The sequence below is a fragment of the Treponema sp. OMZ 305 genome, from assembly GCF_024181325.1.
GTDB lineage: Bacteria > Spirochaetota > Spirochaetia > Treponematales > Treponemataceae > Treponema.
This window is the reverse complement of the sequence record NZ_CP051300.1, coordinates 559,195-574,985: the sequence shown is the minus strand read 5'-3', so window position 1 is coordinate 574,985 and position 15,791 is coordinate 559,195. Positions and strand designations below refer to the sequence as shown.

Below are 15,791 nucleotides of genomic sequence, written 5' to 3'. Positions count from 1 at the left end.
AGTACGTATGAGCATATCGAAAAAAATACTCGAACATCCGGTATTAATGCTTTGTACTTTCGTATTGATTGCGATTGTATCAGTGTTTACGCTGGGGAATATAACTATCGCTTTGATGCCGGATATGGATATGCCGGTAGCAATGGTCAGTACCTCGTATCCGAATGCAGGACCGGAAACGGTTGAAAAGTCGGTTACACAAGTGTTAGAGGGAAGTCTTATCAGTGTAACGAATCTCAAGAAGATGACCTCGACTTCATCGGAAGGGATGTCTTCCATCTCGCTTCAATTTAACTACGGCACGGATATGGATGTTGCGGTAAATGACTTACGAGATAAGATCGATAAGGTAAAGCAGGCATTGCCGACTAACGCGACTACCCCTTCTATTTTTCAATTTGATACGTCTTCCATGCCTATTATCACGCTTGCTGTCAATGGCAACCGTTCGGAAGAGTCGCTAAAGAAAATAGCCGATGAACAAATTTCCAGTTTATTAGAGCAAGCGGACGGTGTTGCGCAAGCCTCAGTCCGCGGTGGACGCAGTGCAATCGTAAGAATTGAACTTGATCAAAATCGGCTGGAAGCCTACGGTCTGACTCTGTCTTCTATTGCCAGAGGTCTTTCTTCTCAAAATATCGAAGTAGGCGGCGGAAGTGTCAGTGAAGGAACAAAAAAATATACGGTTAGAACAACCGGCGAATTTGAGTCCATTGATGACATTAACCATAGTGTTGTCGGAACGTATAACGGGTATGATGTAAAGCTTGAAGATATCGGGACTGCCTTTATGGGCTACTCTGATGCAACAAGTAAAATTTACATAAACGGAAAACCCGGTGTCTATGTTTCCGTTCAAAAACAAAGCGGTTCAAACACGGTTAATGTTGCAAAAGCGGTAAAAGAAAAAATAAAGGAAATTGAAAAAACACTGCCTGCCGATATAAAAATAGAAATTATCAGCGATGATTCTACATCAGTCAGTGATACCTTGACCGAGCTTATTAAATCGATTGTGCAAGGTTTTATTCTTTCAGTTTTAGTCCTATTCATATTTTTGCGCAGTGGGAGAAGTACCTTTATTATGGCTATTTCCATCCCGTTCTGTATTTTAATCACCCTTACTATTATGTCGTTTGCCGGAATAACGATGAATATGATTACCATGACCGGCTTAATTTTAGGACTCGGTATGGTTGTGGATGCTTCCGTTGTCGTATTGGAAAATATTTATGTCTATCGGAATCGAGGAACACAGGCTTTGACCGCCGCTGTTATCGGCACTCAAGAAGTAATGGCTTCCGTAGCTGCCGGCAACCTTACGACTATTTGCGTCTTTATCCCCTTCTTCGTTTTTAAAAATAAACTCGAAATGCTTGGGCAAATGTTCAGCAGCTTGATGTCCGTTATTTTAATTGCGATTCTTTCCTCGCTTTTTGTTGCCGTATTCTTAGTACCGGTCTTAGCGGGAAAGTTTTTGCCGGTCAGTAACAGAAAAGAGCATCCTATCAAAAATAAGTTTCTTGCAAAATGTAATAAGAGTATTGAAAGGGCGTTGGATCGGCTTACAACTCTGTATCAGAAAGGTTTACACTTTGTTTTGCGCCGCCGCTTTGCAACCGTTGTTATTGCCTTCGGAATTTTTGCAGCATCGCTTGTACTGATCGGCCGTCTAAACATAAGTTTTATGTCCAATTTTAACGATTCCTCGGTTTCCTTAAATGTTACCTTACCCTTGGGGACAAAACTTGAAGAGACTCAGGCAATCCTCGATGACTTTTATCAGTTTGCGCAGGATGAAATTAAAGGCTATGATAATATCGTGGTCAGTATCGGTTCCGGCGGCGGGGGAAGAATGTCGGATACGTCGTATAAAGGCTCGTTAACCGTCTACCTACCCGATGCATCCAAGCAAATTGATAATGCCCAAACGGTAAAAGAGAAACTCAGAGCCCATTTTGATTCTTATCCTGCAGCAACGCTGAGCTTTAATGAAGGGATGATGCAGCAAATGAGCGGAAACGATGTTAATATTGTGTTCCGTTCAAATGATTTGGATGCAAGTGTTGCTCTAGCAAAGAAAATTCAAGCACTGATAAAAGAGCAGCTTCCTTCGGTTACCGAGCCTCAGATTGATATGCAAGATGGGTTACCTCAAGTTGAAATAAAGGTTGACCGTGAACGGGCATATAGTTTTGGAATTTCTATCATGTCGATTGCAAATGAAATTAACTATTGCATCAACGGGATGACAGCTACCACCTATCATAAAAACGGCGATAGTTACGATGTTGTTGTGTTGCTTATGAAAGAGGATAGAGATGAAATTCCCGATTTGGAAAAGATTTATGTTGCAGGGCGATCCGGTCTTTATTCCGTAGCAAACTTTGCAGAAATTATCCGCGGTACAGGACCGGTTTCCATCAATCGCGAAAATCAATCCCGCATTATTCACCTGACTGCGGGGCTCAAAGATTCAAGCAGCAGCGCGAGGGAAGTAGAAGAGCAAATAAAACAGCTGATAAGCGATAATCTGGTAATTCCGGACAATATAACGCTCACGTATGAGGGGTCATGGAAAAATACCAGAAATACCTCGAATGTGTTTCTTTCTATTATCATATTGGCGATTATCCTCGTATTCGGCGTTATGGCAGGAACGTATGAGGATTTTAAAAATCCCTTTATCAACCTCTTCACGATGCCCTTCCTCGTTGTCGGCGTTGTTCTTATTCATCTGATAACAGGACAGGCGTTCAGTATGGTGTCGTTAATCGGAGTGGTTATGCTGCTGGGAATTGTTGTCAATAACGGTATCATCTTGGTAGACCAGACAAACCTCTTAGTACGGCGAGGCCGTCCTGTGCTGCAAGCATGTGAGGAAGCTGGAGCGAGCCGGTTGCGTCCCGTTTTGATGACGACACTCACAACGATTTTGGGAATGATCCCTATGGCGTTCTTCGGCGGAGACAGTGCAAGCGTAACGCAGCCGATCGGTTTGTGTATAATCGGCGGCTTGTTTTCCAGTACCTTGGTAACATTGTTTATTATTCCGGTGATTTACTCTTTATTTAACGGAAAGGCAAATGCAAAAGCGACGATGTCCCTTCCTCCGGATCTTGCCGCGATTAGGGCTGAATATTTTGCAACAGAAACGCAGGGAGAAGTGTAAAATACAAGCCGTACAAATAGCACGGCTTGTATTTACTCAAGTTTGCTCAAGCGCAAACTTGTATATCTACTGCACGTTCTCACTTCGTTGCGAACGTGCGTAAAAAGTCAATCGAAAGTTGATACTTTCTTCTTGACTTTTTATGGGAGAAACCAACAATGATTAGAATTGAAATAATAGCAAACCAGTCCGTTTATCCGGAACTCATTGCAAATCTTGAAGCCTGTTTGCCGGATTTTCTCTATACTTCCATTCCGTTGGCTTACGGGAGGGGGAGAGATTCGTATAAACTTGGCAACAGTACGTGGCCGGAGACTAACTTTGTGTTAATTGCCTACGCAGATGATGCTGTCGAACAAAAAGTTGCGCAAATTGTCCGGTATATAAAGTTAAAATTTCCAACGGAGGGAATAAAACTGTTTATACTGCATGATAAAAATATCAATGATCCGGCAGTAAGCTAGCAGGGCAAACGCATCGGAAATATTTTAAGCGGTTGCCTTCCATCTGTGCGAAATTTTAAATAAAATTTCGCACATTTTTTTCAGCAAGCGGGTAAATGCATCAGACCGTATAGATAAAAGTCGCAGAATAACAGAGGTTGGGCGACCATTTGAGCCGTGTAGCGGCGAAACTCTGGTTGAACAGCCTCTGTTATTCTGCGAGGATATCCCCAAAAGGCCTGATGCGTTTGCCCTGCGTACCTTACCACGAGCCGGAAGAACCGCCTCCGCCAAAGCTGCCTCCGCCTCCGCTGAAACCGCCGCCAAAGCCTCCACTGCCAAAACCTCCGCCGCGTCCTGAATAACCGCCTCTCCGTCCTGATGAAAGAAATAGCAACGGCCAGAATAAACCGCCTGGCATAAAACGGGAGCCGAATAGAAAGATAATAATCAGGAAAATGATGAGCGGCAGCGGAATAGAATCGTCATCCTGCCGGTCAGCCTCTTTTACAGCCTCGTTGATGAGGCTTTTGTCTTGGAGTGCAAGTCCTGCAAGATTTTTTACCCCTAAAAGAACACCTTTTCCGTATTCCTGCTGTTTAAAGTAAGGTGCGATGATTGAACGGATAATCCTGCTGCTTTGTGCATCGGTGATACGATCTTCGAGGCCGTAGCCCACTTCGATACGCAGCTTGCGGTCTTGAGCGGCAATTATTAAGATAACGCCGCTGTCCTTGCCTTTTTGTCCGATCTGCCATTTTTCCGCAACGCGGATGGAGTAATCTTCAAGACTTTCACCTTCCAACGAAGGAATGGTCAATACCGCTATCTGTAAATCACTTTGGCGGTCAACACTATATAAATATGCATTTAATTCTTTCGTTTCGCTTGCTGTAAATATATGTGCATAATCGTTGACCGGACCGTTTAGGGGCGGAACGTCAAGAGCAAACAGAAAGGCGCTTTGCACGCAAAGGCAGGCGATAATGATAAACCGGAAAGGACGTTTTGAAAATTTCATAGGTTCCCCTTTAATTTTACGATGCGGCGGATGAAAGGTGTCGAACACACCGCTTAATCATAGAGAATGGAAAGCCTTTCCGTTGAAGGGCGTTGTAGAGTTTTTGTTCGGTATAGCCCTTACGAATAAGGCTGCGTGCGGCGCCTTCACATACTGCTGCTTCGTCAACCTCCGAAAAAAAATCGTTGAGCGCTTGCTTTGCCGTGTCTGCAGCAATGCCGCGCTTACGCAGTTCCGAAAAGAGGCGTACATACCCCTCTTTTTTTGAAAGGCTTCTCGTATGTAAATATGCACCGGCAAAGCGGGAATCGTCAAGCGTGCCTTCGGCGCGTAAATAATCCAACGCAGGCTGATATTCATTTTTTATATAGCCTTTTTTTTGCAATTTGATTGTCAGTTGATAAGAAGAATGTTCGGCGCGGTTAAGATAAGCAACAGCCTGCTTTTCAGCTAAAAAACGCCGACCTGCCTGATAGAGATGTTCTGTTTGGGATTCTGTAAGAGGGAGCGGAAGGTCATCTATCGTAAGCGGTTCATCAAAGTAACAAAACCGGCTTACGATAGAAATATCCCCGGAAAGTAGCAGTTTGACGGTATCCGAGGATGTATACTCCACCGCAATAAGGGTAGGATTAACGCTTGCTGAACTGGAAGCGTCGGCGAGCACCGCGTTGGCCATACTTTTTGCGTTCAACCATTCTGGAATCACGAGTTAATAAGCCATTCGCTTTAAGTGAGCTGTGGTTAGAAGCATCTACCTGCGCAAGTGCACGGGCAATACCATGAGAACAAGCGCCTGCCTGTCCGTTTAAACCGCCACCATATACGGTAATGATGATATCATAGCGGGTATCGCTGCCGGTAACAAACAAAGGCCGTTTTGCCATTTGAACTTGCTCGGGAGTCGCAAAGTAGTCGTCCATATTCTTATTGTTGACGGTTACCGAACCCTTTCCTTCGCGGATATATACCCGCGCCACCGAGGTTTTTCTTCGTCCTGTTCCTATTCCGATATTTTTCACAACCATTCTCCTAAATTATAACGCTACCGCAACAGGATTTTGTGCCGCATGCGGATGTTCGCTACCTGCATAAATTTTTACGTTTTTAAGCAGTTTACGCCCGAGCGGGCCTTTGGGCAGCATACCTTTTACCGCAATATACAACGGTTCGGTCGGCTTTTTCCCGATAAGGGTGTTAAAATTGACGGATTTAAGCCCTCCGGGGAAACCGGTGTGATGATAATACATCTTATCCTTATCTTTATTCCCTGTAACGGCAACTTTATCGGCATTGATAACGATAATATAATCGCCTGATTCCTGATGGGGCGCATAGAGAGCCTTGTGCTTTCCTCGCGCCATTGCAGCAACTTTCGCTGCAACACGTCCGAGCGGCTTTCCTGCAGCGTCGATAACATACCAGCTTCGCGGTATTTCGCGCTCTTTATAAAAAATTGTTTTCATCTTTTGTGTACCTTATATATTTTTATTGCAGATAATGTGGGTAGAGTACTATATCAAAAAATCAGCTATGCAGTCAACCCGCAGAACTTTATTCGTTTTTATTTTCTCCTGCTTTCATCGCCGCTTCTTCTTTTTTCGCATCCTGTTTGTCTTTAATGTCCGCAATACCGATGAACACAGCAATTAAGCCGACAAAGGCCGTAAAAATCGGTAAGCCGCCGCGCAAAAAGAGCAGGATATCTTTTCCCCAGCCGAGTCCGAAACCGGCAGTCTCCGGCGGAAGCGCTGCAAAGACTGTAAAGAGAATCATTGCTGCCCCAATAATAAGCGCAATCATACCAACCTCCTATTAAAGAATGACCCGTACACGATTCGAACGTGCGACCTGCTGCTTAGGAGGCAACCGCTCTATCCACCTGAGCTAACGGATCAAAAAATCATGCTGCCTATATCGGCATATCAACTATGCTTCTTAAACAGCCTGTATCTGAGTGAGTATAAAAAAAAAAGCGGCTTTTTACAAGCCCTCGCATTGTTACTTTTTTTGATGTTTTATAGGTTTTTTCTCCGAAAATTGACATTTAGCTCAAATCGCGGTACATTGATACAATGATTGCAGATAAAATAATTAAAGCCGTTTTCGGTTCACAGCACGAACGGGACATTAAAGCGCTCCTTCCCGTTCTTCATCAGATAAATGAAAAAGAAGCATGGGCGCTCGCTCTTGCTCCCGAAGATTTTAAGCAAAAGACTGCCGAGTTTAAGGAGCGGTTTGCAAAAGGCGAATCCCTCGATACCTTTATCCCCGAAGCCTTCGCGCTTGCACGGGAGGCGGCGCGGCGCATTTTGCATGAGCGTATGTACGACGTACAGCTCTTAGGTTCGCTGGTACTCCATTCGGGACGCATCGTAGAAATGAAGACCGGTGAAGGTAAAACCTTGATGAGCATCGCCGCTTCATACCTCAACAGCCTTTCCGGGAAGGGCGTACACATTGTAACCGTCAACGACTACCTTGCAGAACGCGACGCCGATTGGATGCGTCCCGTCTACGCATACCTCGGAGTCAGTGTCGGCGCAATCCTGTCCAACATGGATAACGCCGCGCGAAAAGCTGCCTACAATGCGGACATTACCTACGGTACCAACAACGAATTCGGTTTTGACTATCTGCGCGACAATATGCAGCTTACAATAGAAGAAAAAGTGCAGCGAGGCTTTTCCTTCGCGGTTGTGGACGAAATAGACTCCATCCTCATCGACGAGGCGCGTACTCCGCTCATCATCTCCGGTGCTGCCGAAGACGACACTAAGCGGTATTTCGATGTCGATAAGTTCGTCGATCAGCTTGAAGAGGTCGAAAAAAATCCCGAAACCGGTGAATATCCCAACGAGCTGGAAGGGGAAGAGATTGTCGGCGACTATACCCTCGACGAAAAGAGCCGCCGTGTGTCCTTTACCGACTCCGGTATGCTGCATATTCAGGATATCCTGCAAAAACAGGGCTTAATCAACGGCAGCCTCTTTGAAGAAGAAAACTTTGAATATATCCACTACTTTACGCAGGCGGTACGCGCTCACATCCTCTATCACATTGATGTCGATTATGTTGTAAAAGAAGGGCAGGTGCAGATTGTTGATGAGTTCACAGGGCGTATTCTTGAAGGACGCCGCTATTCGGACGGCTTGCATCAGGCTATCGAAGCAAAGGAGCATATCCGCATTGCCCAACGCAACCGCACGATGGCAACCATCACCTTTCAGAACTTCTTCCGTATGTACGACAAGCTGTCCGGTATGACCGGTACGGCGGACACCGAAGCGGTTGAATTCAACAAGATTTACTCGCTTGATGTTGTGGTTATCCCGACCAACTTGCCGGTTATCCGCAAGGACGAGCACGACGTGGTCTACCTAAACGAAGCGGAAAAATGGGAAGCGCTCTGTAACGAAATTGCCGAAGCGCATAAACGCGGACAGCCGGTACTGGTCGGTACGGTGTCTATCGAAAAATCTGAAAAGCTTTCGGCACTACTCACCCGGAAAGGGGTTCGGCACGAGGTATTGAACGCCAAAAACCACGCACGGGAAGCGCTCATCATCGCGGAAGCGGGCGCAAAAGGCTCGGTTACGATCGCAACCAACATGGCAGGACGCGGTACCGACATCAAGCTCGGCGGCAGTCCCGAATTTAGGGCACGCAAGCGGGCAGGTACCGAAGCCGATCCTGAAACATATCAAAAAATATACGAAGAAGAATACAAGAAGTGGCAGGACGACTACAAAGAAGTTAAATCGCTTGGCGGTTTATACGTTATCGGTACCGAGCGGCACGAAAGCCGCCGTATCGACAATCAGTTGCGTGGACGTTCGGGACGGCAAGGCGATCCGGGGCGTTCAAAATTCTTCCTCTCCCTCGATGATGATTTGATGCGGCTATTCGGCGGCGAAAACCTCAAGCGGGTGATGGCAAAGGTCGGTATGGAACCCGGCGAGCCGATTGAACACCCGTGGCTCAACAAGAGTATCGAGAAGGCGCAAACCAAGGTTGAAGAGCGCAACTTCGATATCCGTAAGCACCTCCTTGAATATGACGACGTACTAAACGAGCAGCGCGGCTTTATCTATGAACAGCGTGATAAAATTTTGCAGGATGACCACCTCGCCGAGCGTATTTACACCACGATAGAAGAATACCTCGAAGATGCGTTTGAGCAGTTCAAGCACGGTTCCCGCAAGGAAAAACCGGAAGAACTCAAGGAACTGCAAGCAAATCTCAAGGCAAAATTCGGCTACATCTTCAGTGATGAGGATACGAAGCTGGCTCAAGCTGGCGATACCGCCGCACTGCAACAGAAAATCTACGCCGCGCTCAAAGCAAATATCGAAGAAAAACTTGCGCTCGTCGGCAACGAAAACCTCAATATGTTCATCCGCTATCAGTATTTACAGGCGATAGACCGCAAATGGCTCGACCACTTGGAAAATCTGGAAGCCCTGCGCGAAGCCGTCTACCTCCGCTCCTACGGTCAGAAGAACCCACTCACGGAATACAAGCTCGAAGGTTTCGACATCTTCTACGCAATGCTCGACGAAATCCGCTTTTCCATTGCCTCTTTACTGGTATTGGTACGGATCAGCACCGAAGAACCCTCTTCGCGCACCCCCAACCGCCGCATCCCACAGGGCTCTGCGCACCACAGCTCCATGGGCTCCTTCCATCAGAGCAGCTCCGCGATGGGTTCCAGCAGCAAGCCGGAAAACGTCCAAGTGGTACGCACCGCGCCTAAAGTCGGCAGAAACGATCCGTGCCCCTGCGGCTCCGGCAAAAAATACAAGCACTGCTGCGGCAGGTAAGGCAGCTTAACCCGAACGGGACTATCAAAAAAGATCCTTAAAATGCAACAGTTGAACAACGTGTGAACTTTGGAAACTGTTGCATTGATGCGCTTTTGTACTGGAATTACACAATACGGAATATTCCATCGCGGATATTGCCACACAGGCATCAATTCTAATGCTTAATACTTTCTTTTGCAGTTTCCACGAGCTTCAAGTAGGGAAGAGCGCGTTTTGCTAAAAATATTTTTGTGAGGCGAGTATAACACAAGATTGGAACGCTTGCCCTTTACAACATCCCTCAGGACTGTTACGGCGCGGCATTGACATGTCATCTAGCACCTTATAGAATCATAGAAAGGAGTTTTGTATGAAAAAAATAGGACTTGGTATTTGTATCGGATTATGCTGTCTAAGTTTAACAGGCTGTATCGACATCGTCCAACATGTCACTCGTAAAAGTGACGGAACGGATCAAAACACCATCAGCATTACTGTCGCAAAAGCGATATTGGAGATGGCGGCAGCTATGCAGAATAATGCTCCTGTTAATTATGATGAGCTTTTTTCCGAATTCAGCACATCGGATATGAAAGAATATGAGCAATTCGGTGCAAAAATAACAAAGATAAATGATCAGGTCAATGTCGGATACCTTATCGATATAAATCTCAACTATAAAAATAAGGACATACTTAAAGCCATTAATGCAGAGGATATTGACTTTATACCGAAATATGCAAAAAAGAAAATGTCAATTTACGTCGGTTCGCTGCAAGGTGATGATTCCTCACAAACCGATAACGAAATGTTTCAATTGTTTTTAGCAGCCAGCAAATATCGGCTACTGGTCAGTAAATCCTGCATGCCTTCTATCAGTAAAGTTATTCTTAAAAGGTCAAAAAAAACTACAGAAGTAAGTTATCTTGATTTATACGATGAATATCTAATCGAGATACCGATTATGCATCTTTTAAAAGATAAGGTTACGATAGAGATTTATCAATAAACAGCATGTATAAAAAAACAGCCTATTAATCCAAACGGGTTAATAGGCTGTTTTCGTTAAATATGATAGACACCGTAAAAACCGAAATTTTTAGATGTCCGATACATCAGGCTTTTACGCCTAAAGATTATTTTTAAAGAACCATCATTCCTACAGTCAGAACGACAAGGTTGACGATAAACAGTACAGCAAGTATCTTACCGACAAACTTGAGCCATGTGCTGTATTGGATACGAGCACTTGCAAGACCACCCATAACAACACCGCTTGTGGGGGTAAAGAGGTTCAGGATACCGGATGCTGCAGAGAAAATCATAACCATAACAGCGGGGTTGTAGCCTAAGTTCTGCGCAAGCGGTCCCATAATCGGCATTGATACGGTTGCCAAACCGGAGGTTGATGGGATAACAAATGACAGCAAAGCATACAGGATGTATGAAAGCGGTGCAAATGCAAATGCCGGCAAACCTTCCAACGCTTGTGAAGCATGCTCAAGAACATACTTATCCAAACCGGTTTCACCCATCAATACGGAAGCGCCACGTGCAACAGCGATAACGAGAACAACGCCCATAATATCCTTTGCGCCTTCCATAAATGCGGAAACAATTTCATTTTCGGTAAATCTATTGATAAATGCAATAATCAAACCGATGATAAAGAACCACATACCCAATTCGCCGAACCACCATTCACCGATTGCAGCGCCTGTCAGGAAAGAAGACCAACCTTGGAATGCGGTAACATTGAACTTATCCCACGGAATAACGGAAATAATCATTACGAAGAAACCGAATGCGAAAACACCCATCGTAAACTTCATTTTTCCGGTATAGGCAACTTCAACGTCCGTATCTTTCTTTGTAAATTCCGCATTCATGATTTCTTGTTCCTGCAAGGAAAGAATGGTAGAACCTTTATCACGCTTTACTTTCTTTGCATAAGACATTACAAACGCGCATGCTATGATGAGAGAAGAAAGCCAAAGAACAATACCCAACGCGATAACTACACCGTTGTTTACACTGCTCTGAATGCCGAGTTCTTCAAAGCTCTTGTTAACGCTGTCAATAGCAATACCGGTCGCAAAGGGGTTTACCGTTGAACCGAGAACGCCTACACCGGCGCCAAGCAATACGGTTGCAGCGCCTACCATCGAGTCAAAACCGGCAGCGACCATCGTTGCCGCCAACAGTCCATAGAAAGCTACGGTCTCTTCGGACATACCGTAGGTCGTGCCGCCGATTGAGAACAGCGTCATCAGGATCGGAATAAGGATGAGCTCATTACCCTTTAATTTTTTTACAAGGTGAGCGATACCTGCGTTAAGAGCGCCGGTTTTTGTTACGATACCCAAGAAACCGCCGAGTACCAATACGAAGAAACAAACGTCAAGCGCATTGGCAAACCCATTGTAAGACGCCATAACGATTGTTCCAAGCGTTGCGTTTTGTACATCGGGAATAATCCATGTGATTACAGCCAGTACAAGTAAAATAATGTACAGGATCGAGAATGCCGAGAGGGACGCCCTCTTTTTTTTATCTTTTCCCATTTTTTTTCCTCCAATTTATTTAAAAACCGGTTTGCATTCATTATCTATACGAATATGTATGATTACAATGCAAACTCCGGTTAAAAGACAACGCCTTTCTAACCGGAGTACCGGCAAGCAACCGACACGCCGCAACAAACAGCAATTTGCTTACTTGCGCGGCGTCGACTGTCAGCGCGATAGATTAGTTTGCGGTAATCACCGTACTGTTTCCGCCTTTCAGCGCATTGCCTGCATTTGCCAACGAGGTAATAACCGCTTGTCCTTCTTTGTGATTGCGGACAAACTGTAAACATGCTTCTACTTTGGGGAGCATGCTGCCCTTTGCAAAATGCCCTTCGGCAATGTATTTTTCCGCTTCGGCAATATTCAGTTTGCTTAAAGCCTGCTGATTAGGTTTGTTAAAGTTGATACAAACCTGCTCAACCGCAGTTAAAATGACCAATTTATCGGCTTTAACATCAGCTGCGAGTTTTGCGCAGGACTTATCCTTGTCGATAACCGCATCGACGCCGTGCAAACCGTCCGCCTTTTGCAGAACCGGAATACCGCCGCCTCCGACGGTGATAACGATGTGCCCTTTAGCGACTAATTCTTCGATAACGGGGCGTTCGATAATTGCGACCGGTTGCGGTGACGGAACAACGCGGCGGTAGCCTCTACCGGCATCCTCAACAAAGGTCTGGTCAGGTTTTTCAGCCTTAATTTTATCAGCTTGTTCTTTTGTATAGAACATACCGATAGGCTTACTCGGGTTTGTGAACGCGGGATCATTTTCGGACACCAAAACCTGCGTGATAAGGCATACGACTTCACGCTTAACATTTCGTCGTTTCAGCTCATCGCCGATCGCCTGCTGCAGATGATAGCCGATGTATCCTTGGCTCATAGCGCCGCATTCGGCAAACGGCATCGCAGGAGTCCCTGCACTCCCGTTCGCTGCATAATCCATCGCCAAATTAATCATACCGACCTGAGGCCCGTTACCATGTCCGATAACGATTTCATAGCCGTTTTCTGCCAATGCGACAATCGATTTTGCCGTCTCTTTTACTAACGCAAGCTGCTCCTGCGGATTGTTTCCAAGCGCATTCCCGCCGAGCGCTACGACAATTCTTTCTTTTTTCATATTCGTATTGCCGCTCGCTTTACTTTAAGGTCGCATACATAACCGCTTTAATAGTATGCATACGGTTTTCGGCCTGATCGAATACCTTTGACTGTACCGATTCAAAGACTTCGTTGGTTACTTCCATTTCGGGAATACCGAATTTCTCGTTCACTTCGCGTCCGACTTTCGTATTCAGATCGTGGAACGAGGGCAAGCAGTGCAGGAAGATTGCGTTGTGGTTGGCAAGAGCCATCATCTTCTTGTTCACCTGATATTTGCTCAACAGCTTAATGCGGGATTCCCATACGCTGTCGGGCTCGCCCATCGATACCCAAATGTCGGTATACAATACGTCTGCATCTTTGCAGCCTTTTTCTACATCATCGGTAAGCGTGATGGTTGCGCCGGTTTCTTTTGCAATTGCTTCAGCGGTTTTTACCAAATCGGCGGAGGGGAACAAGTCCTTGGGGCCGCATGCGGTAAAGTGCATACCCATCTTTGCACATACGACCATCAATGAATTAGCAACATTGTTGCGTGCATCGCCGACAAAGGTCAGCTTGATGCCTTTTAAATGACCGAAGTGCTCTTCAACGGTGAGTACGTCTGCAAGCATCTGAGTGGGATGGAATTCATTGGTTAAGCCGTTCCAAACCGGAACGCCGGAATGTTTTGCCAGTTTTTCAACGATTTCTTGGCTAAATCCGCGATATTCGATACCATCATACATACGACCTAAAACCCGTGCGGTATCTTCGATGCTTTCTTTATGCCCCATCTGAGAGCTGACCGGATCAAGGAAGGTTGAACCCATACCTAAATCCATTGCGGCAACTTCAAAAGAACAGCGTGTGCGCGTTGAGGTTTTTTCAAACAGTAATACGATGTTTTTTCCTTTTAAGTGATCGTGCGGGGTATGTGTCATCTTCAATTTTTTTAATTCTTTTGAAAGATCCAACAAATACCTGATTTCTGCTGAGCTGAAATCCAACAACTTTAAGAAGCTGCGTCCTAAAAGATTCACACCCATAAAAACTCCTTGCTATTGTTATAGCGCTTAAAATTAAGGAAACTGTCCAAAAACCTCTCATTTTTGACAGCTCCAGTAATGAAAGAATATGGGAAACGCCCTCTATACAGGACGCTTCCCACGGTGCGATTGTACCACAGCGGTTCTAATTTGACAATGCCGCAGTACAAGCATACCGACATCGCAGCTTTAGCATTGAGCTGAACTTGAGAAAGCGACATCGGTATTATTATGAAACGATATACGATTTAGTTATCGCGTACGAGCGGCATACTCATACAGCGGGGGCCGCCGCGTCCACGTGAAAGTTCCGCACTCGGCATTGTCAGAACCTTCAGTCCGTGCTTCGCGAGGATTTCGTTGGTAACATCGTTTCTTTCGTAGACAACGATTGTTCCGGGGCTGATACACAGCGTGTTCGAACCGTCGTTCCACTGCTCGCGCGCTGCTGCAATCCTGTCACCGCCTGCACACTGAATAAGCTCTGCATGGCCGGTACCGGTGTACTGAGCGAGCGTTTTTTCGAGCGTTGTATCATTTTCGACAATTTTCAACTCGTCTTTTGCAGCGCCTTTGGTGATGGTGAATACGCGGAGCGGGCCGAGAATACCGGGATGGATGGTAAATTTGTCGTGATCGATCTGCGTAAATACCGTATCCAAGTGCATGAATGCGCGGCTTACGGGAATGTCAAACGCGAGGATCGTTTCAATCTTCAAATCGCTGTTAAAGAAAATCTTTTTTGCGATAAGGTCGATCGCGTTTGCTGTGGTGCGCTGCGAAATACCGATGGCTAAAACTTTTTCGTTTATATTGAGGATATCGCCGCCTTCGATGTGGGGCGGATCATAGCGATCATAGAACTTGGGAACCTTTCCTGCATAATCGGGATGATGATCGAAAATATATTCGGCATAAATTGTTTCGCGGTTACGAGTAACGGAGAACATTCTATTCAAGCTTACGCCGTTTCCGATTGTAGCAAAAGGATCGCGGGTAAAATACAGGTTAGGCATGGGGTTGACAATCATTGACGAATCGGAATCGCCGACAAAGTCAACTAATGAGGCATTACCTTTGATATTAAGTTCCTTAATATCGATGCCTTCCATCGTTTTTAAAATCAGTTGTTTATTATCTTTGATGTTGTTCAGCAGTTCGCGAAGACTTTCCTTGTACTTTTCGGAATAAACATCGCTTTCGTTGATAAACTGGTCAATAAACTTTGTTCTAATTTCGGGTTTTTTAATTGCTTCTGCGGCAAGGTCTTCGAGGTACAGAACTTCGGCTCCGTTATCTCTCAAAATCTTGGCAAAGGCGTCGTGTTCTGCCTGAGCGACTTTAAGGAACGGAATGTCGTCAAACAGCAGTTCGCCTAAGGTGTCGGGAGTTAAATGAAGTAGTTCGGCACCAGGCCTATGAAGCAATACTTTACGCAGCTTTTTAATTTCACTGGTAACACTCAATACGGACATATAAGCCTCCTATAACTTATAGTGCAGGATGCGGTAACTATACCGCCCAAAGGCTGCTTCGCGTAAAAAAACACTATCAGCCGAGTCTCCCTGCAAAAGATAGAAATAATTATAACACAGTTTTTCTTAAATGCAAGCAAAATTTACAATAAAATTAGAGCAAATTCATA

At 45.3% G+C, this 15,791-nt stretch carries 13 protein-coding genes and 1 tRNA gene; 4 read left to right on the top strand and 10 right to left on the bottom strand.

Features of this window, described 5'->3' with window-relative positions:
• Nucleotides 1-7: 7 nt before the first annotated feature.
• Together ABK01_RS02610 and ABK01_RS02605 are read left to right on the top strand one after the other, a co-directional pair.
• Nucleotides 8-3,172, top strand: a complete 3,165-nt coding sequence (locus tag ABK01_RS02610; protein ID WP_253676152.1) for an efflux RND transporter permease subunit — start codon at nucleotides 8-10, stop codon at nucleotides 3,170-3,172.
• A 158-nt stretch (nucleotides 3,173-3,330) separates the two neighbouring features.
• Nucleotides 3,331-3,636: a PG0541 family transporter-associated protein gene (locus ABK01_RS02605; protein ID WP_253676151.1), complete on the top strand. Its 306-nt coding sequence runs from the start codon at nucleotides 3,331-3,333 to the stop codon at nucleotides 3,634-3,636.
• Nucleotides 3,637-3,877: 241 nt separating this feature from the next.
• Here ABK01_RS02605 and ABK01_RS02600 read toward each other — a convergent pair whose 3' ends face one another.
• From ABK01_RS02600 to ABK01_RS02575, 6 genes are all read right to left on the bottom strand, one after another.
• Nucleotides 3,878-4,636, bottom strand: coding sequence for a TPM domain-containing protein (locus ABK01_RS02600; RefSeq protein ID WP_253676150.1), 759 nt, complete (start codon nucleotides 4,634-4,636; stop codon nucleotides 3,878-3,880).
• A 16-nt stretch (nucleotides 4,637-4,652) separates the two neighbouring features.
• Nucleotides 4,653-5,315: a regulatory protein RecX gene (locus tag ABK01_RS02595; protein ID WP_253676149.1), complete on the bottom strand. Its 663-nt coding sequence runs from the start codon at nucleotides 5,313-5,315 to the stop codon at nucleotides 4,653-4,655.
• Entirely contained in the window at nucleotides 5,269-5,658 is a 390-nt protein-coding gene (rpsI, locus tag ABK01_RS02590) for a 30S ribosomal protein S9 (RefSeq protein ID WP_044017141.1), read from the bottom strand. Before rpsI ends, ABK01_RS02595 begins: the two co-directional genes overlap by 47 nt.
• Before the next feature lie 15 nt (nucleotides 5,659-5,673).
• The gene (gene rplM / locus ABK01_RS02585; RefSeq protein WP_212565947.1) at nucleotides 5,674-6,102 is read right to left on the bottom strand and encodes a 50S ribosomal protein L13; all 429 of its coding nucleotides are present in this window, start codon (nucleotides 6,100-6,102) and stop codon (nucleotides 5,674-5,676) included.
• A gap of 88 nt (nucleotides 6,103-6,190) precedes the next feature.
• Complete coding sequence (locus tag ABK01_RS02580) at nucleotides 6,191-6,439, bottom strand: hypothetical protein (protein WP_212565946.1); 249 nt, start codon at nucleotides 6,437-6,439, stop codon at nucleotides 6,191-6,193.
• A 20-nt stretch (nucleotides 6,440-6,459) separates the two neighbouring features.
• Nucleotides 6,460-6,533: transfer RNA gene (locus ABK01_RS02575), tRNA-Arg, on the bottom strand.
• A gap of 181 nt (nucleotides 6,534-6,714) precedes the next feature.
• On the opposite strand from ABK01_RS02575, the gene secA reads away from it, so the two are divergent.
• Together secA and ABK01_RS02565 are read left to right on the top strand one after the other, a co-directional pair.
• Nucleotides 6,715-9,459 (top strand): preprotein translocase subunit SecA, encoded by a 2,745-nt coding sequence (gene secA / locus ABK01_RS02570; protein WP_371922030.1) that lies wholly within the window; start codon nucleotides 6,715-6,717, stop codon nucleotides 9,457-9,459.
• Nucleotides 9,460-9,811: 352 nt separating this feature from the next.
• Nucleotides 9,812-10,450, top strand: a complete 639-nt coding sequence (locus ABK01_RS02565; RefSeq protein WP_253676147.1) for a hypothetical protein — start codon at nucleotides 9,812-9,814, stop codon at nucleotides 10,448-10,450.
• Nucleotides 10,451-10,583: 133 nt separating this feature from the next.
• On the opposite strand, the gene ABK01_RS02560 is transcribed toward ABK01_RS02565, so the two are convergent.
• From ABK01_RS02560 to arcA, 4 genes are all read right to left on the bottom strand, one after another.
• Nucleotides 10,584-12,005: a YfcC family protein gene (locus ABK01_RS02560; RefSeq protein WP_253676146.1), complete on the bottom strand. Its 1,422-nt coding sequence runs from the start codon at nucleotides 12,003-12,005 to the stop codon at nucleotides 10,584-10,586.
• A gap of 184 nt (nucleotides 12,006-12,189) precedes the next feature.
• Nucleotides 12,190-13,134, bottom strand: a complete 945-nt coding sequence (arcC, locus tag ABK01_RS02555) for a carbamate kinase (RefSeq protein ID WP_253676145.1) — start codon at nucleotides 13,132-13,134, stop codon at nucleotides 12,190-12,192.
• 19 nt (nucleotides 13,135-13,153) lie between these two features.
• Nucleotides 13,154-14,146 carry an ornithine carbamoyltransferase gene (argF, locus tag ABK01_RS02550; protein ID WP_016523105.1) on the bottom strand — a complete coding sequence of 331 codons (993 nt, stop codon included), beginning with the start codon at nucleotides 14,144-14,146 and terminating at the stop codon, nucleotides 13,154-13,156.
• A gap of 248 nt (nucleotides 14,147-14,394) precedes the next feature.
• Nucleotides 14,395-15,621: an arginine deiminase gene (gene arcA, locus ABK01_RS02545; RefSeq protein WP_253676144.1), complete on the bottom strand. Its 1,227-nt coding sequence runs from the start codon at nucleotides 15,619-15,621 to the stop codon at nucleotides 14,395-14,397.
• Nucleotides 15,622-15,791 lie beyond the last annotated feature (170 nt).

Excerpts from the sequence above, each read along its gene's own strand:
- argF (WP_016523105.1), bottom strand. The coding sequence starts at position 14,146 with ATGGGTGTGAATCTTTTAGGACGCAGCTTCTTAAAGTTGTTGGATTTC.
- arcC (WP_253676145.1), bottom strand. The coding sequence starts at position 13,134 with ATGAAAAAAGAAAGAATTGTCGTAGCGCTCGGCGGGAATGCGCTTGGA.
- ABK01_RS02610 (WP_253676152.1), top strand. The coding sequence starts at position 8 with ATGAGCATATCGAAAAAAATACTCGAACATCCGGTATTAATGCTTTGT.
- ABK01_RS02605 (WP_253676151.1), top strand. The coding sequence starts at position 3,331 with ATGATTAGAATTGAAATAATAGCAAACCAGTCCGTTTATCCGGAACTC.
- ABK01_RS02565 (WP_253676147.1), top strand. The coding sequence starts at position 9,812 with ATGAAAAAAATAGGACTTGGTATTTGTATCGGATTATGCTGTCTAAGT.
- rplM (WP_212565947.1), bottom strand. The coding sequence starts at position 6,102 with ATGAAAACAATTTTTTATAAAGAGCGCGAAATACCGCGAAGCTGGTAT.
- ABK01_RS02595 (WP_253676149.1), bottom strand. The coding sequence starts at position 5,315 with ATGGCCAACGCGGTGCTCGCCGACGCTTCCAGTTCAGCAAGCGTTAAT.
- arcA (WP_253676144.1), bottom strand. The coding sequence starts at position 15,621 with ATGTCCGTATTGAGTGTTACCAGTGAAATTAAAAAGCTGCGTAAAGTA.
- ABK01_RS02560 (WP_253676146.1), bottom strand. The coding sequence starts at position 12,005 with ATGGGAAAAGATAAAAAAAAGAGGGCGTCCCTCTCGGCATTCTCGATC.
- ABK01_RS02600 (WP_253676150.1), bottom strand. The coding sequence starts at position 4,636 with ATGAAATTTTCAAAACGTCCTTTCCGGTTTATCATTATCGCCTGCCTT.
- ABK01_RS02580 (WP_212565946.1), bottom strand. The coding sequence starts at position 6,439 with ATGATTGCGCTTATTATTGGGGCAGCAATGATTCTCTTTACAGTCTTT.